At 69.9% G+C, this 20,953-nt stretch carries 25 protein-coding genes and 1 pseudogene; 17 read left to right on the top strand and 9 right to left on the bottom strand.

What is annotated here, in order from left to right; genetic code table 11:
* Window positions 1-60: 60 nt before the first annotated feature.
* From HIR79_RS03670 to HIR79_RS03660, 3 genes and pseudogenes are all read right to left on the bottom strand, one after another.
* Window positions 61-1,441: pseudogene (locus HIR79_RS03670) on the bottom strand (L-serine ammonia-lyase).
* A gap of 182 nt (window positions 1,442-1,623) precedes the next feature.
* On the bottom strand, window positions 1,624-2,739 hold the full coding sequence (gcvT, locus tag HIR79_RS03665) for a glycine cleavage system aminomethyltransferase GcvT (RefSeq protein WP_169957151.1): 1,116 nt from the start codon (window positions 2,737-2,739) through the stop codon (window positions 1,624-1,626).
* Between the two features lie 242 nt (window positions 2,740-2,981).
* Entirely contained in the window at window positions 2,982-3,752 is a 771-nt protein-coding gene (locus HIR79_RS03660; protein ID WP_169957149.1) for a DUF3750 domain-containing protein, read from the bottom strand.
* A gap of 77 nt (window positions 3,753-3,829) precedes the next feature.
* Between HIR79_RS03660 and HIR79_RS03655 the strand changes: the two genes are divergently transcribed.
* Window positions 3,830-4,768, top strand: a complete 939-nt coding sequence (locus HIR79_RS03655) for a tetratricopeptide repeat protein (RefSeq protein ID WP_169957146.1) — start codon at window positions 3,830-3,832, stop codon at window positions 4,766-4,768.
* A 1-nt stretch (window position 4,769) separates the two neighbouring features.
* On the opposite strand, the gene HIR79_RS03650 is transcribed toward HIR79_RS03655, so the two are convergent.
* Window positions 4,770-5,954, bottom strand: coding sequence for a MalY/PatB family protein (locus HIR79_RS03650; RefSeq protein WP_169957141.1), 1,185 nt, complete (start codon window positions 5,952-5,954; stop codon window positions 4,770-4,772).
* Window positions 5,955-6,012: 58 nt separating this feature from the next.
* Here HIR79_RS03650 and HIR79_RS03645 point away from each other — a divergent pair, with 58 nt between their 5' ends.
* The 8 genes from HIR79_RS03645 (at window position 6,013) to HIR79_RS03615 (ending at window position 10,059) form a co-directional block, all read left to right on the top strand.
* Window positions 6,013-6,447: a hypothetical protein gene (locus HIR79_RS03645; RefSeq protein ID WP_169959457.1), complete on the top strand. Its 435-nt coding sequence runs from the start codon at window positions 6,013-6,015 to the stop codon at window positions 6,445-6,447.
* Window positions 6,448-6,482: 35 nt separating this feature from the next.
* On the top strand, window positions 6,483-7,295 hold the full coding sequence (locus tag HIR79_RS03640; RefSeq protein ID WP_169957138.1) for a hypothetical protein: 813 nt from the start codon (window positions 6,483-6,485) through the stop codon (window positions 7,293-7,295).
* 72 nt (window positions 7,296-7,367) lie between these two features.
* Window positions 7,368-7,775, top strand: coding sequence for an acyl-CoA thioesterase (locus HIR79_RS03635; protein ID WP_169957136.1), 408 nt, complete (start codon window positions 7,368-7,370; stop codon window positions 7,773-7,775).
* Window positions 7,772-8,242, top strand: a complete 471-nt coding sequence (gene ybaK / locus HIR79_RS03630; RefSeq protein ID WP_169957132.1) for a Cys-tRNA(Pro) deacylase — start codon at window positions 7,772-7,774, stop codon at window positions 8,240-8,242. Before HIR79_RS03635 ends, ybaK begins: the two co-directional genes overlap by 4 nt.
* An 82-nt stretch (window positions 8,243-8,324) precedes the next feature.
* Window positions 8,325-8,651 carry a hypothetical protein gene (locus HIR79_RS03625; RefSeq protein ID WP_119023727.1) on the top strand — a complete coding sequence of 109 codons (327 nt, stop codon included), beginning with the start codon at window positions 8,325-8,327 and terminating at the stop codon, window positions 8,649-8,651.
* Window positions 8,623-9,168 carry a DUF501 domain-containing protein gene (locus HIR79_RS03620; RefSeq protein WP_169957130.1) on the top strand — a complete coding sequence of 182 codons (546 nt, stop codon included), beginning with the start codon at window positions 8,623-8,625 and terminating at the stop codon, window positions 9,166-9,168. Before HIR79_RS03625 ends, HIR79_RS03620 begins: the two co-directional genes overlap by 29 nt.
* A 41-nt stretch (window positions 9,169-9,209) precedes the next feature.
* The gene (locus HIR79_RS18615) at window positions 9,210-9,332 is read left to right on the top strand and encodes a hypothetical protein (RefSeq protein ID WP_258306282.1); all 123 of its coding nucleotides are present in this window, start codon (window positions 9,210-9,212) and stop codon (window positions 9,330-9,332) included.
* A 172-nt stretch (window positions 9,333-9,504) separates the two neighbouring features.
* Window positions 9,505-10,059 (top strand): LOG family protein, encoded by a 555-nt coding sequence (locus HIR79_RS03615; RefSeq protein WP_169957127.1) that lies wholly within the window; start codon window positions 9,505-9,507, stop codon window positions 10,057-10,059.
* Window positions 10,060-10,076: 17 nt separating this feature from the next.
* On the opposite strand, the gene HIR79_RS03610 is transcribed toward HIR79_RS03615, so the two are convergent.
* Together HIR79_RS03610 and HIR79_RS03605 are read right to left on the bottom strand one after the other, a co-directional pair.
* Complete coding sequence (locus HIR79_RS03610; RefSeq protein WP_169957125.1) at window positions 10,077-10,577, bottom strand: hypothetical protein; 501 nt, start codon at window positions 10,575-10,577, stop codon at window positions 10,077-10,079.
* 76 nt (window positions 10,578-10,653) lie between these two features.
* Window positions 10,654-11,169: a tetratricopeptide repeat protein gene (locus HIR79_RS03605; RefSeq protein WP_169957123.1), complete on the bottom strand. Its 516-nt coding sequence runs from the start codon at window positions 11,167-11,169 to the stop codon at window positions 10,654-10,656.
* A gap of 242 nt (window positions 11,170-11,411) precedes the next feature.
* Here HIR79_RS03605 and HIR79_RS03600 point away from each other — a divergent pair, with 242 nt between their 5' ends.
* Both HIR79_RS03600 and yaaA read left to right on the top strand, forming a co-directional pair.
* Entirely contained in the window at window positions 11,412-12,443 is a 1,032-nt protein-coding gene (locus tag HIR79_RS03600) for an NADP(H)-dependent aldo-keto reductase (RefSeq protein WP_169957118.1), read from the top strand.
* 106 nt (window positions 12,444-12,549) lie between these two features.
* Window positions 12,550-13,329: a peroxide stress protein YaaA gene (gene yaaA, locus HIR79_RS03595; RefSeq protein ID WP_169957115.1), complete on the top strand. Its 780-nt coding sequence runs from the start codon at window positions 12,550-12,552 to the stop codon at window positions 13,327-13,329.
* 9 nt (window positions 13,330-13,338) lie between these two features.
* On the opposite strand, the gene HIR79_RS03590 is transcribed toward yaaA, so the two are convergent.
* Entirely contained in the window at window positions 13,339-13,914 is a 576-nt protein-coding gene (locus HIR79_RS03590; RefSeq protein ID WP_169957111.1) for an isochorismatase family protein, read from the bottom strand.
* Between the two features lie 116 nt (window positions 13,915-14,030).
* Here HIR79_RS03590 and HIR79_RS03585 point away from each other — a divergent pair, with 116 nt between their 5' ends.
* Window positions 14,031-14,861, top strand: a complete 831-nt coding sequence (locus tag HIR79_RS03585) for a Tim44 domain-containing protein (protein ID WP_169957107.1) — start codon at window positions 14,031-14,033, stop codon at window positions 14,859-14,861.
* A 90-nt stretch (window positions 14,862-14,951) separates the two neighbouring features.
* On the opposite strand, the gene HIR79_RS03580 is transcribed toward HIR79_RS03585, so the two are convergent.
* Window positions 14,952-15,146 carry a hypothetical protein gene (locus HIR79_RS03580; protein ID WP_169957104.1) on the bottom strand — a complete coding sequence of 65 codons (195 nt, stop codon included), beginning with the start codon at window positions 15,144-15,146 and terminating at the stop codon, window positions 14,952-14,954.
* A gap of 391 nt (window positions 15,147-15,537) precedes the next feature.
* On the opposite strand from HIR79_RS03580, the gene HIR79_RS03575 reads away from it, so the two are divergent.
* From HIR79_RS03575 to HIR79_RS03565, 3 genes are all read left to right on the top strand, one after another.
* Window positions 15,538-17,427, top strand: a complete 1,890-nt coding sequence (locus tag HIR79_RS03575) for a beta-ketoacyl synthase (protein WP_169959456.1) — start codon at window positions 15,538-15,540, stop codon at window positions 17,425-17,427.
* On the top strand, window positions 17,424-17,903 hold the full coding sequence (gene coaD / locus HIR79_RS03570; RefSeq protein ID WP_169957101.1) for a pantetheine-phosphate adenylyltransferase: 480 nt from the start codon (window positions 17,424-17,426) through the stop codon (window positions 17,901-17,903). The genes HIR79_RS03575 and coaD overlap by 4 nt, the downstream gene beginning before the upstream one ends.
* Before the next feature lie 91 nt (window positions 17,904-17,994).
* A complete protein-coding gene (locus HIR79_RS03565; protein WP_110070127.1) occupies window positions 17,995-18,243 on the top strand; it encodes a YfhL family 4Fe-4S dicluster ferredoxin in 249 nt (82 codons plus the stop codon).
* 95 nt (window positions 18,244-18,338) lie between these two features.
* Here HIR79_RS03565 and HIR79_RS03560 read toward each other — a convergent pair whose 3' ends face one another.
* Complete coding sequence (locus HIR79_RS03560) at window positions 18,339-18,653, bottom strand: hypothetical protein (RefSeq protein WP_169957098.1); 315 nt, start codon at window positions 18,651-18,653, stop codon at window positions 18,339-18,341.
* A 214-nt stretch (window positions 18,654-18,867) separates the two neighbouring features.
* Here HIR79_RS03560 and HIR79_RS03555 point away from each other — a divergent pair, with 214 nt between their 5' ends.
* Together HIR79_RS03555 and HIR79_RS03550 are read left to right on the top strand one after the other, a co-directional pair.
* Window positions 18,868-19,482: a porin family protein gene (locus HIR79_RS03555; protein WP_169957095.1), complete on the top strand. Its 615-nt coding sequence runs from the start codon at window positions 18,868-18,870 to the stop codon at window positions 19,480-19,482.
* A gap of 100 nt (window positions 19,483-19,582) precedes the next feature.
* Window positions 19,583-20,938 (top strand): MATE family efflux transporter, encoded by a 1,356-nt coding sequence (locus HIR79_RS03550; protein WP_169957092.1) that lies wholly within the window; start codon window positions 19,583-19,585, stop codon window positions 20,936-20,938.
* Window positions 20,939-20,953: the final 15 nt, after the last annotated feature.

The following is a 20,953-nucleotide window of genomic DNA, read 5'->3' as shown; positions in this document are numbered from 1 at the left end:
CAGAAAGGCCGCCCCGAGGGGCGGCCTTTCTGCGTGGCGGCGGGCGTGACTGCGCCGGCCTCAGCACTCGATGGCGCTGACGGCCAGCCCCCCCTTCGAGGTCTCCTTGTACTTCGCCTGCATGTCGGCCCCGGTGTCGCGCATGGTGCGGATCACCTTGTCCAGGGAGATGAAGTGCTCGCCGTCGCCGCGCAGCGCCATCTGGGCGGCGTTGATCGCCTTCACCGAGGCGATGGCGTTGCGCTCGATGCAGGGCACCTGAACGAGCCCCCCCCACCGGGTCGCAGGTCAGCCCCAGGTTGTGCTCCAGGCCGATCTCGGCGGCGTTCTCCACCTGGGCCACGCTGCCCCCCATCACCTCGGTGAGCCCGGCGGCGGCCATGGCGCAGGCGGAGCCCACCTCGCCCTGGCAGCCCACCTCGGCGCCGGAGATCGAGGCGTTCTTCTTGCACAGGATCCCCACCGCCCCGGCGGTGAGCAGGAAGCTCACCACGTCGCGCTCGCTCGCCCCCTTCCGGAACTGCATGTAGTAGTGCAGCACCGCAGGGATGATCCCCGCCGCCCCGTTGGTGGGGGCGGTGACCATGCGCCCGCCGGCGGCGTTCTCCTCGTTGACCGCCAGGGCGTAGAGGTTGACCCAGTCCATGGCCGACATGGTCGAGGCGATCAGCGAGTGGTCGTCCTCGCTGGCCAGCATGCGCTGATGGAGGACCTTGGCGCGGCGCTTGACGTTCAAGCCACCCGGCAGCACGCCCTCGGCCTCCATGCCCTGCCGGACGCAGGCCTGCATGGCGGCCCAGATCGCAAGCAGGCCGTCGCGGATCTCCTCCTCGCTGCGCCACGCCTTCTCGTTCTCCAGCATCAGCTCGCTGATGCACAGGCCGCTCTCCCGGCACATGCGCATCAGGTCGTCGCCGGTCTGGAAGTCGTAGGGCAGCGCGGTGGTGTCGCTGTCGAGCTCGCCCCGCTCGGCCTGGGCCGCATCGATGACGAAGCCGCCACCCACCGAGTAGTAGGTGTTGCGGTGGAGCTCGCCGGCGTGGCCGTGGGCGATCAGGCGCATGGCGTTGGGGTGATGCGGCAGGCTCTCGTCGAGCAGCTGCATGTCGCGAGCCCACAGGAAGGGCACGCTGTGGCGGCCATCCAGCAGCAGCGCCTCGGACTCCTGCAGCTCCTCGATGCAGGGCGCGATGATGGCGGGGTCGATGCGGTCCGGCCGCTCGCCCATCAGCCCCATGATCACCGCGCGATCGGTGCCGTGGCCGATCCCGGTGGCGGAGAGCGAGCCAAACAGCTGCACCTCGAGGCGCGCCACCCGCGTCAGCAGCTCGCGCGCCTTCAGCTCGTCGAGGAAGTCACAGGCGGCCCGCATGGGCCCCACGGTGTGGGAGCTCGAGGGCCCGACGCCGACCTTGAACAGGTCGAAGACGCTGATTGACATGCTGTACCACCCTGAGCCGCGGTGCGGCCCTGTTGTTATGAATCGAAAGTTATGGATCGAATGTTATGGATCGAACGGCCGATGAAGCGGGGCCGAGCCGCCTTCTTGTTGTTGACTGAGTTGTTGACTGAACGCCTGATCGAGCCGCCGAGGGTCGCCCCACCCTGACAGCATAGGCACCCTCACTTGCCGCGGTAGTAGCCCGGCGCGATGAAGGGGGTCGGGCTGACCACCATCGGCAGACGCTTGCCGCGCACCTCGGCGAAGAGCGTGGTGCCGACCTCGGCCAGCGCCACCGGCACATAGCCCAGGGCCACCGGCTTGCCCACGCTGGGGCCGAAGCCGCCGGAGGTGACGATGCCGATCAGGTTGCCCTCGGCGTCATAGAGCTCGGTGCCCTCGCGCACCGGGGCGCGTCCTTCGCCGAGCAGGCCGACCCGCTTGCGGCTGTGGTCCTTGGCCTCCACCTGGTGGAGGATCGTCTCGGCGCCGGGGAAACCGCCGGGGCGCTCGCCGCCATGGCGGCGCGGCTTGCCGATGGCCCAGATCAGGCCGGCCTCGACGGGCGTGGTGGTGGTGTCGATATCGTGGCCATAGAGGCAGAGCCCCGCCTCCAGGCGCAGGGAATCGCGGGCGCCCAGGCCGATCGCCTCCACCTCAGGCTCCGCCAGCAGGCGGCGGGCCAGCGCCTCGCTCTGCTCGGCGGCGACCGAGATCTCGAAGCCATCCTCGCCGGTGTAGCCGCTGCGGCTGACCCAGACCGGGATGCCCGCGATCTCGAAGTGGCCGTGCTGCATGAAGATCATCTCGCAGGCCGCCGGGCAGAGCCGCTGCATGACCGTGGCGGCCTGCGGCCCCTGCAGGGCGATCAGCCCCCGGTCCAGCACCTCGATCTCGTGGCCCTGGGGCAGGTGCGCGCGTAGGTGGGCGATGTCCTGCGCCTTGCAGGCGGCGTTGACCACCAGGTAGAGGTGATCGCCGGCGTTGACCACCATCAGGTCGTCGAGGATCCCGCCCGCCTCGTTGGTGAACAGCGCATAGCGCTGCATCCCCTCGGGCAGCCCGAGAAGGTCCGCCGGCACCAGGGTCTCCAACGCCTCGGCCGGCGCGGGGCCGCGCAGCAGCAGCTGGCCCATGTGGGAGACGTCGAACAGGCCACAGGCGGCACGGGTATGCTCGTGCTCCTTCTTCACGCCCAGCGGGTACTGCACCGGCATCTCGTAGCCGGCGAAGGGCACCATCCTGGCGCCCAGTTCCACATGGAGGTCATGGAGGGGGGTACGGTTCAGCTGGCTCATCGCGGCGGCCTCTACAAGCGATCATGGCATTCGACCCGGCCCCCATCGCTGAGTGCCGGACCGACTCGGTTTCGGATGGGTCAAGAGTAGACCATGTTTCCTATTGGAAACAATGGGTGCGAGGAGAGAATTGCGTTCGCGACGCCATGGCCACATTCCAGCAAGTTCCGGGAAAGCTTGCCGGTAGGCGGGAGAACGGGTTTCCCATGGGAAACATGGGGTGACCGGCATGCCGCCGCAAGTTAGCCGCCGTCCGTCCCCTTGACGAGGGGCGCCATGCTCAGGCGCTCCACGCCGGGCAGTTTGAGGGCCGGACGACGCAGGTCGAGGCCCAGGGCCAGCCCCAGCAGGTTCAGCTCCACCCCCTCGTCGAGGCCCAGGGTGAGGCCGAGCACGCCTCCCAGGGAGGCGGTCATGCCCCGGCCCCCCGGCGCCGGCGCCAGGGGGCCATCGAGCAGGTAGTCCTTGCCCACCGCGGTCACCGGCAGCACCGCCTCGAACCCCGGCACCTCGCGCACCACCCAGGCGGTGAAGGTGTTGCTGTTGGGCCCCGGCCAGGCGCGATAGGCCTGCGGGGCGGGGTAGTCCGCCACCGCCGCCTCGATGGCCGGGATCAGCGCCTCGGCGGGCGCTCCGCGGTAGTCTGCCAGCAGCGCCGGCGTGCTGCCGTACCAGGCACGGTCGGGGGCGGCGGTGGTCTCGCTGACCAGCGCCGGGCGCCGCCAGCTCATCACGTGATGCAGCTGCCACTGCGGGGCACCGGCCTCCCGGGTAGCGATCCAGGTATGCACACCGAAGGCGCCCCGCCAACCCCAGGCGCGGGCGGCATAGAGCTGCACGACCGCCTCCGGCGCCTCGGCAGGCGTAGGCGCCAGCCCCGCCGGCTCGCGTCCCGCCGAGGCCCAGTGGCGACCGGTTGCCACCTCCTCGCTGGCCAGCATCCACAGCGGCCCCGCCAGCAGCAGCGAAAGTATCAGCACCAGCCCGGCCAGCAGCCGCCACAGGATCCCCATCCCGCCCCTCCCCTTGAATACGCCCGCGGTTACCCGCATCTTCTGTGCAAATCCACTCTGACCCGGGAACCCCAACCATGCCCATCGTCGACCCGCGCACCGGCGAGCCCCTCGCCGCCGACACGCCCACCGGCGCCAGCGACCCCGCCCCCGCCCCCGCCGGCGACGCCCCCGAGGTGATCATCGACGCCGACGCCGGCAATATCCAGCAGCTGCTGGAGCTCTCCATGCAGGTGCCGGTACTGCTCGACTGCTGGGCCCCCTGGTGCGAGCCCTGCAAGAACCTGATGCCGATCCTGGAGAAGCTGGCCCGTGAATACCGTGGCGCCTTCATCCTGGCCAAGCTCAACATCGACGAGAATCAGGAGATCGCCGCCCAGCTCGGCGTGCGCTCGGTGCCCGACGTCAAGCTGATCAGCCAGGGCGGCCTGGTCGACCACTTCCAGGGCGCGCTGCCCGAGAAGCAGGTCCGCGAATGGCTGGGCCGCTATTTCCCGGCGCCGGAGGACGCCCCGGCCAGCCCCGAGGAGCAGGCCGCCGAGGCCCTGGCCGCCGGCGATGCCGCCACCGCCCGCGCCCTCTACGAGGAGCTGGTGCAGCAGAATCCCCAGCACTATCCCTTCCAGGTGGAGCTGGCTCGGGCCCTGGTAGCCGAGGGACGCGCCGCCGACGCCCGCGCACTGCTCGACAACCTGCCCCCGGAGGAGCGCGACGCCGCCCCGGCCCGGGGTGTGCGCGCCAGCATCGAGTTCGGCGAGGAGGCCCCCGACGCCGAGGCGCTGGCCGCCCTGGGCGAGCGCGACGACAGCGAGGCCCAGTACCTGCGTGCCCTGCGCCGGGTGGCCGACGGCGACTACGAGGTCGGCCTCGATGCCCTGCTGGCGCTGATGAAGGCCGACCGCGCCTGGGGCGATGACGCCGCCCGCAAGACCCTGCTGCGGGTCTTCGATGCCCTGGGCGCCGACCACCCGCTGACGGTCACCTACCGCCGCAAGCTGTTCGCCCTGCTCTACTGAGTCATCCGCCCAGCACGCCGTCCAGGCGTGCCAGGGCGGCCTCGAGCTGGGTCGCCGTGGTGCCGAAGTTGAGCCGTGCGAACCCCGGCGTGCCGAAGTCGGCGCCGTCCGAGAGCGCCACCCCGGCGCGCTCGAGCAGCGCCTGCTGGGGCGACTCGCTGCCCGCCAGGGCCGACGCCTGGCGCAGGTCGAGCCAGGCCAGGTAGGTGGACTCGGGGGCGCTCATCGTGACCCCCGGCCAGCGGGCCACCCGCTCGACGAGCGCCTGCCGATGGCCGCGCAGCACCTCGAGCAGCGCCTGGCGCCAGGGCTCGCCCTGGCCGTAGGCGGCCTCCGCTGCCACCAGTCCCAGCACGTTGCCGTCCGGCGTCAGCCCCCTGGCCACGGCGGCGAAGCGCCGGCGCAGAGCGGCATCGGGGATCACCGCACAGGCGGTGGTCAGGCCCGCCAGGTTGAAGGTCTTGGAGGGGGCCCAGAGGGTCAGGGTGCGCGCGGCCAGTTCGGGGAAGGCCGCCGCCAGCGGCACATGCCGGGCGCCCTCGTCCAGCAGCAGGTCGCAGTGCAGCTCGTCGGAGACCACGTACAGGTCGTGACGCATCACCAGCTCGGCCAGGCCGGCCAGCTCGTCGCGGGTCCAGACTCGTCCGGTGGGGTTGTGGGGGTGGCACCAGAGCAGCAGCCGGGTGCGCGGGGTGATCGCCGCCTCCAGCGCCGCGAGATCGAGCCGCCAGGGCGCGCCGGGGGCTGCGGGCTCGGCCATCGCCGCCTGCTGGGGCGTACGGCCGGTGCGTTCGGCCACTCGCAGGAAGGGCGGGTAGATGGGCGTTACCGTCAGCACCCCGTCGCCCGGCTCGGTCAGCGCCAGGCTGGCCAGGTGAAGCGCCGGCACCACCCCGGGCAGCCACAGCTGCCAGTCGGGCTCGATGGACCAGCCATAGTGGCACTCGCTCCAGGCGCAGAGGGTCTCGCGCAGGGAGCCCGGTACCAGGCCATAGCCGAACACGCCGTGGTCGACCCGGGCGCGCAGCGCCGCGAGCACCGCCGGGGGCGAGACGAAGTCCATATCGGCGACCCACAGCGGCAACACCTCGTCGTCGTAACGGTGCCACTTCTGGGACGGCCAGTCGGACGGGCGCTCGCCTGACGGGTGCCGCCGCTCCACCGGCGTGGCAAAATCGAAGTCCATGTCTCACTCCTTAACTTCAGGGCCCTGCAATGACCAGGACGATGCCATGACCAGCACGATGCCCCAGGACGGCTTCTATGCCAAGGTACGCCGCGGCCTGCCTGCACTGATCGACCAGTGGCGCACCCTGGGCCAGGGCGACGCCGACCGCCTGGCGCTGATCCTCGCCGAGACCGCACGGGTCGCCAGACTGGGCCAGCCGGAAGCCACGCCGGACGGGGCCACCCTGGTGGCCTGGACCGCGCCGGAGGCGGGTGACGAGATCCCGCTGTGGGCGGCGCGCACCGCCGCCTTCCTGCTGATGCAGATGCCCGCCCGGCCGCTGCCCGGGAACGACGACGAGGCCTGCGCCTGGGCCTACTGCTGGTTGCGCAACCGCGACTTCACCGACCACGAGAGCGCCGAGGCCGCCCTGCCCGCCCACCTGCGCGGGCCGCTGGCCGCCCCGCTCAAGGCCGCCTGGCTGGACCGCCAGGGCCTGCGGCTCATCTAGCCGACCAGGCCCCTTCATAACGACAAGGAAACCCCATGGACGTCCCCTTGAGCTGGCAGCTTGCCAAGCTTCTGGTCTCGATCGGCATGGTGCTGGGCCTCGGCGCCATCGCCGTGCGCGTCAGCCCCCGGGTCGCCGGCCTGCTGGCCGGCTACCCCCTGGGCACCGCCATCGCCCTGTTCTTCATCGGCCTGGAGCTCTCCACGGGCTTCGCCGCCGAGAGCGCGGTGCATACCCTGGCCGGCTTCACCGCCACCCTGGCCCTGGGCGGCGGCTACCTGCTGGCCGGCCGCCGCCCGGGCCTGCCCGGCGTGCTGACCGGCACCGCGGCGGGCCTGGCCGCCTTCCTGGCGGTGAGCCTGCTGCTCACCCGGGTGGAGTTCGATCGCCTCACCGGCACCCTCACCACCCTGGCGGCCATCCTGCTCTTCACCTGGCTCTACCGGCGGGTGCCCGACAGTCCCGCGCGCCCCGGCGGACGCTTCTCCTGGGCGGCGCTGGGCGTGCGCGCCCTGCTCGCCGCCGCCATCATCTTCGTGATCACCGGCCTCGCCCACGTCCTGCCGGCGGCCTGGGCAGGCGTCATGGCGGCCTTTCCGGTCACCATGTTCCCCTTCCTGGTGATCCTGCACCTGACCCACGGCCCCGGCCCGGTGGCCACGGTGATCAAGCACTACCCGGCGGGGCTCGGTTCGCTGCTCAGCTACACCCTCTGCGTCTCCCTGGCCTACCCGGTGCTGGGACTTGGCCTGGGCACCCTCGCCGGCTTCGCCGTGGCCACCCTCTGGCTGCTGGGCTGGACCCGGCTGCAGGCGTGGCAACTGGGCAGGCGCACCGCCCGGGCTTGACCGAGCGCTTGCTTGGGGCAAAGCTGTCCTGCCCGGATCACAGCAATCGAAACGACAACAAGGAGCGCCGCCATGTTCACCCGCACCGTCGAGCCCGCCTTCTACGACACCGATGCCCTGGGCCATATCAACAACACCCGGCTGCCGGCCTGGTTCGAGCTGGCCCGCAACGACCTCTTCCGCCTCTTCACTCCGGACCTCGACCCGCGCCAGTGGCGCCTGATCATGGCCCGCATGGAGGTGGAGTACCTCGCCGAGCTCCAGTACGGCAGCGAGATCGAGATCCGCACCTACGTCTCGCGGCTCGGCAACAGCTCCTTCACGGTGACCCAGGAGGCCCACCAGGAGGGCCAGATGACCAACATCGGCCGCACCGTGATGGTCCATTTCGACCACCAGAGCAAGAAGGCCGTGCCCATCGAGGGGGCGCTGCGCGCGGCGCTGGAAGCCCACGTGCGGGAGGAGCCGGTGGCCGCATGACCCCCGCCGTCAAGCAGCTCGAGCGGGCCGGCGTGGCCTTTACCCTGGCGGAGTACGCGCACGACCCGCGCCCCCCCGCCTACGGCGAGGAGGCGGCGCGCGCCCTGGGGCTCTCCCCCGACGAGGTGTTCAAGACCCTGCTCGTCAAGCTCGACGACGGCCGCCTGGCGGTGGCCATCGTGCCGGTCGCGGGCCAGCTCGACCTCAAGGCGCTGGCTCGCGCCGCCGGCGCCCGCCGGGCCGCCATGGCCGAGCCCGAGGCGGCCCAGCGTGCCACCGGCTACGTGGTCGGCGGCATCAGCCCGCTGGGGCAGAAGCGCCGCCTGGCCACCTTCCTGGACGAAAGCGCCGCGGCGCTGCCGGCGATCCACGTCAGCGGCGGCCGGCGCGGGCTGGAGATCCGCCTGGCCCCCGCCGACCTGATGCGCCTCACCGGCGCCAGGCTGGCCCCGCTCGCCAGAGGCTGACGCGGCGAGCCAAACGGCGTGTCATGCTGTCCCAATCACATGGCCGGCTCGGCCGACACCCGATCCCCGACAGGAGCTGATCATGGCCATCCGCTACGACCTCTGGCTGGACCCCGACAACGTGGCCCGGCACCGCGCCGTTGAGGCGGATCTGATCCGCTACTTCGTCGAGCGCTTCGCCGACTATCCCCACATCCGCTTGTTCGGCGCCGACCCCTACGATTATGATGCCCCGTTCAATCGACTCTACGACGTGCTGATGGCCCGGGCCGCGGACTACTGCGAGCGGGAGTGGCGCTATGCGCCCACCCCCGAGCAGCTCAACCGCGCCTTCTTCCTGGCCGTCGGCCAGTCCAACAAGTTTCTACGGGACCCCGACGATGGTGATCCGCACCGATCAGACTCCTGACGAGCGCCAGCTGGCGATCATCACCGCGCAGCTGGGCCGCGCACCGCGCGGCATCGAGGCCGTGGCGGCCACCGACAGCGAGGGCACCCCGCTGGTGCTGCGCATGGCGCCGATCGTCGACGGCAAGCCCTTTCCGACCCTCTACTGGCTCTGCTCCGAGCGGCTCAAGGTGGAGATCTCGCGCATCGAGGCCGTCGGCGTGATCAAGCAGCTGGAGGCGCGCCTGCAGGAGGAGCCCGAGTTCCTCGCCGCCTACCACGCCAGCCATCGCGACTACGTGGCGGCCCGCTGGCGCCACATGAGCGAGGCACAAAAGGCGGACGTCATCCGGCTGGGCTACGATGGCGTGCTCACCGAGCGCGGCATCGGCGGCATCGCCAACTGGGACCAGATACGCTGCCTGCACACCCAGTACGCCCACCACCTGTGCGGTGACAACGTCATCGGCCAGTGGATGGACGCCGAGTACGGCGTGGCCGACTGCCTGCCCGGCGGATCCCGACCCCATTCCCCCTGACCCTCAACGCCTCACTCTCGACACCCAACAAGGAGCCCCCGATGTACCTCGATACCCATGTCGTTGCCAGCCTCGCCCTGATTGCCAGCATGTTCGTGATCACCGGCGTCGGCCTCAAGCTGCTGCGCCAGGCCATGAAGCGTGACGCCGAGGGCACGCGCTGAGCCGCCGGCAAGCGACATCCCGCGAAGGGCGCCACCTCGGCGCCCTTCGTCGTTTCCGGGGGTGGGAAAGGGCTTGCGGCGACAGGCCCTCGGCGCCAGCATATGGCCCTGTGACGAGGTGACAGCGCCCCGGCCAACAGGCGGCCAGCGCGCCTCTGCCAAGGAGAAGAGCATGCCAAGATTCTGTGTCTATCTGGGGTCAAGGGACGGTAACGACCCCCAGTTCCTCGAGACCGCCCGCGAGCTGGGCCGTGAGCTGGCCCGGCGCGGCCATGTGCTGGTCTACGGCGGCGCCCGCATCGGCCTGATGGGCGCCCTGGCGGATGCCGCCATGGCCGAGGGGGGCGAGGTGATCGGCGTGATGCCCGATCACCTGGTGGAGCGCGAGCAGGCCCACCGCGGCCTCACCGAGCTGATCCGGGTGCGCAACATGCACGAGCGCAAGGCCAGCATGGCCGCCCACGCCGATGCCTTCATCGTGCTGCCGGGCGGCATCGGCACCCTGGAGGAGTTCTTCGAGGCCTGGACCTGGCACTACCTGGGGCTCCACGACAAGCCCATCGGCGTGCTCGACAGCGCTGGCTTCTACACGCCGCTGCTGGCCTTCCTCGACAGCACCGTGGAGCACGGCTTCCTCAACGCCCGTACCCGGGCCGAGCTGTTCGACGCCGCCGAGCCGGGAGAACTGCTGGATATCCTCGAGGCGCGGCTTGCCGAGCCGGCCTGACGTCGCGGGCCCGCGCGTCAGGCGTCGCCGGCCAGCTCGCGGGTGCGCTGGTAGGTAAGCTGCAGCAGGCGGGCATCCTCGCCGGCGCGATGCCGGCGGATGCCCAGCTCCTCGATCAGCGCTTCCTTGGTCTGCTTCCAGAGCGCCAGCTGCCCCTCGCTGAGCAGCTTGCGCAGCGCCTCCAGCCGGAAGGCCGGCAGCATGCCGGCATGGTGGAAGAGCAGCGACAGCCAGGTGTTGTCGTAGCCCCAGCTGTCGCTGTAGGCGATGCCAAGCTCGCCGAGCTCGTCGTTGAGCCAGCGTGCCACCTGGCGCACCGGGTAACCCTCGCGCTGCAGACGCGCGCGGCTGATGCCGTGCAGGAGCTCCGCCTTGGGGTCCCAGTGGGTCCACTCCGGCAGGGGAAGGATCAGGAAGGCACAGCTGCTGCCATCGGGGCGAGCCAGGCCGACCTCGATGGGGTAGCTGCCGCGCCCGAACCCGGACGCCTCGATATCGAGCAGTGTGGGTAGCGTCACGGGAGCGCGGGTCCTCGAGGCCGAAGCTTGGGATGGAGAGGGCCGGGGCGTGGTCACGCCCGGGCTAGGCGTCGGTCTAGTGTCGCGTCTCGACTTCGCCGCTGTCCAGCGCCTCGGCGAGACCGGCGGCCTGGTCGGCCAGCTGCTGCCACTCGGCGGCGCGCTCGCGATCCACCGGCAGGCCCAGCTGGCCCTCGCCATAGGCGCGGGCCAGGCGGGCGGCCGCCAGGGGGTGACCGGACTCGCCGGCGCGGGCGTACCAGGTCACCGCGCGATCGTCGCGGCGCGGGTAGAGGACGCAGCCGTGCTCGTAGATCTGGGCGGCCTGGTACTGGGCGCGAATGTCGCCGGCCTGGGCCGCCTCCATCACGTAGCGGGCCCCGCGGGCCTTGTCCTGAGGGGTCAGGCCGCGATGGAAGAGCATATGGCCATAGACGGAGAGCGCCGCCGGATGGCCGGCATCGGCGCAGCGCTGGTAGAGGTGCATGGTCAGCCGCTGAGTACGCGGAGAGCGAGGCAGCCAGCGGGTATGGAACAGCTGCTCCGCCAGGCGGTATTCGAGCCGGGTGAACAGTGATGATGCCTGTGTCATGGCCAGTAACCGAGTCCTGTTGACGCAACGAGGAGACACCCGGCACCACCCTGTGCGCGGCGTCTGTCATCTGCGAAAGCAAAACGCCCCGGAATCCTGGGGCGCGATAGCGGCGGCCAGCATACGCCCGCCCCGCCCGGGACTCAACCCCGGGGGGATTTGCCGCCCCCGCCGGGCTCCCCTACCATGCCTTTACCCCATGCCCTTACCCTTCGCAGACCCTGGCCATTGAGGAAGAAAGAATGCAGACGCGACCGCTGGGCACCACCGGCATCGAAGTCAGTCGCCTGTGCCTTGGCACCATGACCTTCGGCGAGCAGAACAGCGAGGCCGAGGCCCATGAGCAGCTCGACCGCGCCGTGGCCTTCGGCATCAACTTCATCGACACCGCCGAGATGTACCCGGTGCCACCGAAGGCAGAGACCCAGGGCCGCACCGAGGCCTATATCGGCAGCTGGCTGAAGCAGCGCGGCAGCCGCGACGATGTGATCATCGCCACCAAGGCCGCAGGCCCCGGCCTCGATCACATCCGCGGCGGCCCGCGCCTGACCCGCGAGCAGTTGCACCAGGCCATCGACGCGAGCCTGGCCCGCCTGCAGACCGACTACGTCGACCTCTACCAGCTGCACTGGCCCGACCGGAAGACCAACTTCTTCGGCCGGCTAGGCTACGAGCATGACGAGGAGGAGGAGACCACCCCGCTGGAGGAGACCCTCGCCGCCCTCAAGGAGCTGGTGGATGCCGGCAAGGTACGCGCCATCGGCCTCTCCAACGAGACCCCCTGGGGGGTGATGCGCGCCCTGCAGCTGGCCGAGACCCTGGGCCTGCCGCGGGTCGCCTCGGTGCAGAATCCCTACAACCTGCTCAACCGCACCTTCGAGGTGGGCCTGGCCGAGATCGCCCACCGCGAGCAGGTGGGCCTGCTGGCCTACTCGCCGCTGGCCTTCGGGGTGCTCTCCGGCAAGTATCTGAAGGGCGTGCGGCCCGAGGGGGCGCGGCTGACCCTCTTCGAGCGCTTCCAGCGCTACACCAATCCCCAGGCCGAGGCGGCCACCGCCGAGTATGTGCGGATCGCCCAGGACGCCGGCCTGGACCCGGCCCAGATGGCGCTGGCCTTCGTCAACTCGCGCTCCTTCCTGACCAGCAACATCATCGGCGCCACCAGCATGGAGCAGCTCGAGAGCAACCTGGCGAGCGAGTCGCTCAAGCTCGATGCCGAGGTCCTCGAGGCCATCGAAGCGGTCCACCAGGGTCAACCCAACCCCGCGCCCTGAGCCCGGGCCAGCGGGCGCCGCGCGCGAGGGCTATCATCGCGATAGCCCAACCGCCGCGGCGCCCTTGGTATACTCGGAGCACTTCCACCGGATCAGGAGCGCCCCCATGCTGAGCGTGATCTCGCCCGCCAAGACGCTGGACTTCGAGACCCCGGCCACCACTGCCCTGCACACCCAGCCGGACTACCTCGACCGCAGCCGCGAGCTGATCGAGATCCTGAGCGATTACTCCCCCCAGCGGCTCTCCGAACTGATGGGCATCAGCGACAAGCTGGCCGCCCTCAACGCCGCCCGCTTCACCGACTGGCAGCCTCCCTTCACCGCGGAGAACGCCAAGCCGGCCGCCCAGGCCTTCCAGGGCGACGTCTACGTGGGGCTCGAGGCGGACACCTTCAGCGACGACGACAACGCCTTCGCCCAGGCGCACCTGCGCATCCTCTCCGGGCTCTACGGCCTGCTGCGCCCCCTGGACCTGATCCAGCCCTACCGCCTGGAGATGAGCACCCGGCTGGCGAACCCGGCGGGCAAGGATCTCTACGCCTTCTGGAAGGGCACCCTCACCGAGGCCCTCGACCGGGCCGTGGCCGAGAGCGGCAGCCCGGTGCTGGTCAACCTGGCCTCCAACGAGTACTTCAAGGCCATCGACGCCAGGGCTCTCAAGGCGCGGGTGATCACCCCGGTCTTCAAGGACGAGAAGAACGGCAAGCTGAAGATCATCAGCTTCTACGCCAAGAAGGCGCGCGGCCTGATGGCGGCCTGGATGATCCGCGAGCGGCTGGACGACCCGGAGGGGCTCAAGGGCTTCAACGTCGCCGGCTACGCCTACAACGCGGCCATGAGCGAGGGCGACACCCTGGTCTTCACCCGCCCCGAGGGCGCCGCCTGACGCTGCCTGCTAGGCAAACACCAGCGGCCGCGCTGAGCGGCCCTTGAGGAAGCGGCGATGGGCCTGCTTGAAGCGCTCGTCGTCGCAGCGATGCAGCCACTCGTAGGCCACCATGTCGGCGCTGACCGGCACCGCCCCCGCCTGCATCATGCGCTCCCGGGCCAGGCGCGCCTCCGCGGCGCGGCGGCTGGCGCAGGCCTCGGTGAGCCAGTAGACCTCATGGCCCGCGGCCAGCAGGCCCAGCCCCGTCTGCATCACGCAGATATGCGCCTCGGTGCCGCACAGCACCACCTGGCGTCGCCCGCTCTCGGCCAGGGCGGCGCTGAACTCGGGGTTGGCGCAGGCGTCGAAGGTGAGCTTCTGCCACAGCCGGTGGCCTGGCAGCGCCTCCAGCAGCCGCGGCTCGCTGCCGCCGAGCCCTTCCGGGTACTGCTCGGTCACCCACACCGGCACCTCGAGGAACTCGGCCAGGCCGCCCAGCCAGGCCGCCTCGGTGACCGCCTGGTCACCGTGCTCGATCAGCGGCAACAGCCCGGCCTGCAGGTCGACAATCAACAGCAGGCTCTCCTCTCGTGACAGACGCATGCTGGGGTCTCCTTGAGGTTGTTGTCGGTTTTTATGGTGCCCCCCAGCATAGCCGGTAGAATGAATCGACTCGACCTTCCCACCCCCTACCCAGACCAAGATCGGAGGCACCCCTGATGCGACATCTGCTTGTCATGCTGGTCGTCGGACTCTTCACCCTCGGCCCGGCCCTGGACTACGCCGAGGCCCGCCGCCTGGGCGGCGGCGGCAACGTCGGCAGCTTCTCCCGCTCCGCGGACCGCCCCGCCGCCGCGCCCAACCAGGCCGCTCCCGCCCGCCAGGGCCAGCAGGGCGCCGCCGCCGGCTCGCGCATGCCCGGCATGCTGGGCGGCCTGCTCGCCGGTGGCCTGCTCGCCGCGCTCTTCTTCGGCGGCGCCTTCGATGAGCTGCGCATGATGGATATCCTGCTGATCGCCGGCCTGGCCTTCGCCGCAATCTGGTTCCTGCGCCGCCGTGCCGCCATGGCCGGCGCGGGTGCCGGCAGCGCGGCGCCCCAGGCACGCACCGAGCACACCGCCTCCCCCGGCGCCCAGGCCTTCCAGGCCAGCGCGCCGGCAGGCGGCGGCGCCGCCTTCGCCGGCGAGCCCGAGTGGTTCGACCGCGAACGCTTCCTGGGTGGCGCCAAGGAGCACTTCATGACCCTGCAGCGCGCCTGGGACAACAATGACTTCTCCGGCATCCAGGAGTACGTGACTCCGGAGCTCTACAACCTGCTGCGCGCCGAACGCGACCGGCATCCGGCCAACAACCGCACCGAGGTGGTACGCCTGTTCGCCGAGCTGGGCATGGTGCAGGAGGTTGGCCAGCAGGCCGAGGCGACCGTGATCTTCCACGGCATCCTCGACGAGAACGGCGAGCACAACGAGTTCAACGAGACCTGGCACCTGGTGCGCGACCTGCGTGACGGCGCCCCCTGGTACGTGCAGGGCATCGAGCAGAACGGCTGAGCCACGCCGAATAGCCTGACGCTCTTCCATGACGCGCAAAGGCCGGACGAGATCGTCCGGCCTTTCTGCGTCAGGACCCCGAATCGTTCGTCAGTTTCCCTCGGCGGTATCCTGGATCGACTCGCCCATCTCCTCGACGCTCTCGCCGGCATCCTCCATGGCCTCGTCGAGCTCCTGGCCGGCCTCTTCGGCGGGGCCGGGCTCATCCTGGCAGCCCACCAGGCCCGCCGCCAGCATGCCCACCAGCAGCGCCAGACCAAGCTTCTTGAGCATCTCGTGTGTCATGGGGTGTCTCCTCCTGAGTCATTTCCTTGAACGGCAGTCGCTAGGGCGACCACCCTCTCACCCTAGCCAACTCCCGACGGCGTCACCACTACGCGATGCAACACCGCGTAACCGGCGGCAACAGGCCCGCTGCCCGGACGAAAAAAGGGCGCTCTCCGGAGAGATGCGCCCACGACCACTCGTATGACTCAAACAGCCGTTTCATCCTAGCCTGCCTTTCCCCCGGTTTCAAACAGATGTTTCACCGTTGCCCCGGCGTTTGCTCACGGAGGCCCCATGACGCCGCCGTGAGGCGGGTGATATGATCCATGATCAGCGACCTACAACGACTCGAAGACATCAACAGCACAACGAGGAACCCGGCTTGTCACATTTACCGGTGATCGTCGGCATGGGCGGCGTGAACCCCGCCGGCAGAGCCTCGGGCCACCAGGCGTTTCGTCGCACCGTGCTCGACGCCCTGCCCGACGACGACCAGGCCAGCACCCTGCTGGGCCTGGCGGCCATGATGCGCCTGGCCAGCGCCGATGAAGATGGCCGCTGGCAGGACGCCGATGGGCGCTCCCTGGACCCCGCCGAGATCGTCGCTCAGACCCGACAGCAGGTGCTCGACCATACCTTGATCCGTCGCATCGAGGACCCCCGCTTCAACGAGGCGGGCCTGCCCGCCAATCGCCGGGCCAGCCTCGAACTGGATGCCCCCCTGGTGTTCCGCATTCGCCGCCGCCAGCTGCCGGAGGACCTGCCGCCCGCCTGGCAGATTCGCGAACTCGACCGCCACAGCATGGAGGTCACGGTGCCCGCCGGCAGCATGGAGGTGATGCTGCCGGAGAATCGCCCGGCCCAGGTGCGCGCCGCCGGCCAGCTGCCCACCGGCTTCGAACCCAGCCGGCTCTACCGCAGCGTCCATCACCCGCGGGGGCTCTCCATGGCGATCTTCGCCGCCAGCGACTGCCTGGGCGACAGCGGCCTGGCCTGGGACAGCCTGCGCGACCGCCTCGACCCCGACGAGGTGGCCGTCTACGCCGGCAACTCCATCGGCCAGCTCGATGACGAGGGCTGGGGCGGCCTGCTCAAGAGCTTCGTCTCCGGCAATCGCGCCACCTCCAAGCAGATGCCGCTGGGCTATGGCCAGATGCCTGCCGACTTCCTCAACGCCTATGTGCTGGGCAGCGTCGGTGGCACCGGGGCGGCGCTGGGCGCCTGCGCCAGCTTCCTCTACAACCTGCGCCTGGGCGTGGATGACATCCAGGCCGGCCGCCGCCGGGTGGTGATGGTCGGCACCGCCGATGCGCCGGTGACCCCGGAGATCATCGAGGGCTTCCGCGCCATGGGAGCGCTGGCCGACGATGAGAGCCTCAAGGCGCTGGACGCCCTGACGCTGCTGACCGACGCCGACTACCAGCGCGCCTGCCGCCCCTTCGCCCGCAACTGCGGCTTCACCATCGCCGAGTCCAGCCAGTTCGTGATGCTGATGGACGACAGCCTGGCGATGGAAGTGGGCGCCGAGATCCTCGGCAGCGTGTCCGGCGTCTTCGTCAACGCCGACGGCTGGAAGCGCTCCATCTCCGCCCCCGGCATCGGCAACTACATCACCCTGGGCAAGGCCGCCTCCCTGGTGCGCGAGATCCTCGGCGAGGAGGCGCTCCGGCAGCGCACCTTCCTTCACGCCCACGGCACCAGCACCCCCAAGAACCGGGTGACGGAGTCTCATGTCTTCGACCTGGTAGCCAGGGCCTATGGCATCCATGACTGGCCGGTGGTGGCGGTCAAGGCCTACGTGGGGCACTCCCAGGGCAGTGCCGCCGGCGACCAGATCACCAGCGCCCTGGGCAGCTTCGCCCATGGCCTGCTGCCCGGCATCAGCACCCTGGAGGCCGTGGCCGACGACGTGCACGCCGAGCGCCTGCGTCTCTCCCGCGAGGCCGTGCCCTTCGCGGCGGACGCCGCCTTCATCAACGCCAAGGGCTTCGGTGGCAACAACGCCACCGGCGTGGTGCTCTCCCCCGCGGTGACCGAGCGCCTGCTGGCCGCGCGTCACGGCGAGGCCGCCGTGGCCGCCTGGCAGGATCGCCGCGAGGCCACCCGCGCAGCCGCCGCCGACTACCGCCGCCGGGCCGACCAGGGTCAGTTCACGGCCCACTACCGCTTCGGCGAGGGCGTCCTGGAGGGTCCCGAGCTCACCATGAGCGACGCCGAGCTCGAGATTCCCGGCTTTGCGCGCCCCGTCTCCCTGGCGGTGGATAACCCCTACGGACGACTCCCGGACGCCGACCGATGAACATTGCCGTCTACCCCGGTACCTTCGACCCCATCACCAACGGCCACTTCGACCTGATCGAACGCGCCTCGCGGCTCTTCGACAAGGTCGTGGTCGCCATCGCCACCAGCCCCGGCAAGGGGCCGGCCCTCGACCTCGATTCGCGGATCGCCCTGGCCCGCGAGGTGGTCGCCGAGCTGGACAACATCGAGGTGGTCGGCTTCTCGGGGCTGATGACCGAATTCATGCAGCAGCAGCAGGCCCGGATCCTGCTGCGCGGCCTGCGGGCGGTCTCGGATTTCGAGTACGAGCTGCAGCTGGCCAATATGAACCGCGCCCAGATGCCGGAACTCGAGACCGTCTTTCTGACGCCGGCGGTGGAGAACTCCTTCATCTCCTCCACCCTGATCCGCGAGATCGCCAAGCTGGGCGGCGACGTATCGCAGCACGTGCACCCCAGGGTCGCCGCGGCGCTGAAGAGCCATTACAATACCTGACCAACAGCATCGGGCTTTCCCTTCCGCCGCGCCTCTGCGCGGGCGGAACAAATCCCGTGCCGCCCGAACAGAACTTCCGTGAGGTATCCCCATGGCCCTGATGATCACCGACGAGTGCATCAACTGCGACGTCTGCGAGCCCGAATGCCCCAACGGCGCCATCTCGGCGGGGGAAGAGATCTACGTCATCGATCCCAATCTCTGCACCGAGTGCGTCGGCCACTATGACGAGCCCCAGTGTCAGCAGGTCTGCCCGGTGGACTGCATCCCGCTGGATCCGGCACACGAGGAGAGCCGCGACGAGCTGATGGCCAAGTACCGCCTCATCACCGCGGCCTGAGCAGCGCGCCCTCGTCTCGCTGCCCTCCTCGCAATGCAGAACGCCCCGCTATCGAGCGGGGCGTTCTGCGTTTCGTGCCTGCCGGCCGGAGTGCCCTACATCTCGTCGGCGCGCCGGCTCACCGTGCACCCCAGGCAGCGCCGGAAGGTCGCCTCGGCCGGGGTCTTGATCAGCGTCTCGGCGGCGGTGTCCACCCCGCCCCCCAGGGCGGTGAAGGGCAGCGAGACCAGAAACACCGCGGTGCCGGCCACGGTGGCCACCGCCAGCAGCGGCCGGGCGATCAGCGCATCGGCCACCATGGCGCCGCCGCTGGGCTGGGCCTCCATGCGCTGCTGCTGGGCCACCGCCGGCGAGCTGCCCAGCATCGCCACCAGCGCCAGTACGAAGAAGAAAACGGTCCGCTTGCCCATCAGTGTCACTCCCCTGCTCCCTGCCGTCTCGGCGGCGTCTGTCATGCTGGCCGGCACCAAGTTGCCATCATGCCGAGCATGGCGCTCATCATCATTAGCTTCTAGAATGCCTGAGGTTACATCCTTTCACAGGATCTTACATCAGGGTAGACGGCTTTGCCCGCTTGCCCAACCCCGCAGGCCCCGCCTGCCCCAGCATGCAATGGAGCGCATGATGAAGCGTCTGATCGCCACTGCCGTCCTGACCACCCTGGTCGCCGCCCCCGCCTTCGCCCAGAGCTACCCCGGTGTGCCCGACGAGGGCTTCTACCTGGGTACCGCCATCGGCCAGGCCAAGCTCAAGAACGATACTCTCGACTGGTATAGCGATATTGGTGCCAACACCGACGACAAGGACACGGCGTTCAAGCTGTTTGCCGGCTACCAGTTCAACCCCAACTTCGCCGTGGAAGCCAGCTATGTGGACTTCGGGGACTTCACTGCGACTGGCATCATTAACGGCGAGCCGGCAAGGGCCAAAGCCAGTGCCGATGGGTTTGGTTTTGCCCTGGTAGGCCGCCTGCCTATCGATGCGGGCTTCAGCGTCTTCGGCAAGCTGGGCCTGATAGCATGGGATGGAAGCTATGATGAAGAATACACAACCGGACTTGGCAATCGTGTCAGCTACTCTCTGAGCGCGGACGATATCGATCCCTTCTACGGTATCGGCGCCGAGTATGTGGTCAATCAGGTGATGATGCGTCTCGAGTTCGAGCGCTACGACCTGAGCGACAGCGGCGAGGACTTCGAGATCGACCTGATCTCCGCCAGCATCGGCTACCGCTTCTAAGGCGACGCTCACCGATCCACCGCCCCGCCCTCGTGCGGGGCGGTTGCGTTATGGCGGCGGCGAGGCGAGGATGGCCCGTCTCATTCTCCGCAGGTAAGCCGTGAGCCGCTCCACGCCCGCCAGTGCCCCGCCCCCCGACGCCTCCCGCCGGCGCCTCTGGCTGCTGGCCTGGCCGATCATCCTCTCCAATATCACCGTGCCGATGCTGGGGCTGGTGGATACCGCGGTGATGGGCCACCTGCCGGACTCCCGCTACCTGGCCGGCGTCACCCTGGGCGCGACCCTGTTCAGCTTCCTCTACTGGGGCTTCGGCTTCCTGCGCATGGGCACCACCGGGCTCACCTCCCAGGCGGTGGGCCGCGAGAACGATACGGACGTGCGCAACCTGCTGGGCCAGTCGCTGCTGCTGGCCGGGGTGATCGGCGCCCTGCTGATCCTCTTCTCTCGCCCGCTGATCGCGCTCGGCCTGTGGCTGCTGGGCGGCAGCGCGGCGGCCACGGCGCTGGCCGCGGAGTACGCCGAGATCCGCATCCTCTCGGCCCCGGCGGTGCTGGCCAACTACGCCATCCTCGGCTGGTTCCTGGGCCAGCAGAACTCCCGGGTGACCCTCGCCATCCTGGTGCTCACCAACGGCGTCAATATCGCCCTGGACCTGCTCTTCGTGGTGGGGCTGGGCATGACCAGCGACGGCGTGGCCTGGGCCACGGTGATCGCCGACTACACGGCCCTGGCCTTCGGCCTGTGGCTGGTCACGCGCCAGCTCAAGCTGCTCGAGGGGCGCTTCCTGCGCAGCCGGCTGCTCGCCCTTGCCGCCTACGGCGAGCTCTTCGCGGTCAACGCCAATCTCTTCGTGCGCACCCTGGGGCTGCTCTTCGCCATGGCCTTCTTCACCTCCAGGGGCGCGGTGCAGGGCGATACCGTGCTGGCCGCCAACGCCGTGCTGCTGCAGTTCATCATGCTGACCAGCTACGCCCTGGACGGCTTCGCCCATGCCGCCGAGGCCATCGCCGGGCGCGCCGTGGGTCGCCGCCGCTGGGACGAGTTCGGCCAGGCGGTGAAGAGTGCCGCCTGGCTCTCGCTGGTCACCGCCGGGGCCGCGGCCCTGGCCTTCGCCCTCGGCGGCCAGTGGCTGATCGCCCTGCTCACCGGCCTGCCGGAGGTGCGCGCCACCGCGTCCAGCTACCTGCCCTGGATGGTGCTGATGCCGCTGGTCGCGGTGTGGAGCTACCTGCTCGACGGGGTCTTCATCGGCGCCACGGCGATCCGCGAGATGCGCAACAGCATCTTCATCGCCCTGGCCGCCTACCTGCCGGCCTGGTGGCTGACCCAGGCGCTGCTGCCGGAGGCGCTCACCAACCACGGGCTCTGGTTCGCCTTCACCCTGTTCGCGGTGGTGCGCTCGGGAGTGCTGGGCGCCTACTACCTCCGCTACCGCCGCACCCGCTGGCGCGACTGAGCCGGAGAGGCGCGC

This window comes from Halomonas sp. PGE1, from assembly GCF_013000985.1.
GTDB classification, from domain to species: Bacteria; Pseudomonadota; Gammaproteobacteria; order Pseudomonadales; family Halomonadaceae; genus Halomonas; species Halomonas alkalicola.
Note: the sequence above shows the minus strand (reverse complement) of the source record. Positions and strands in the feature narration are given on the sequence as shown.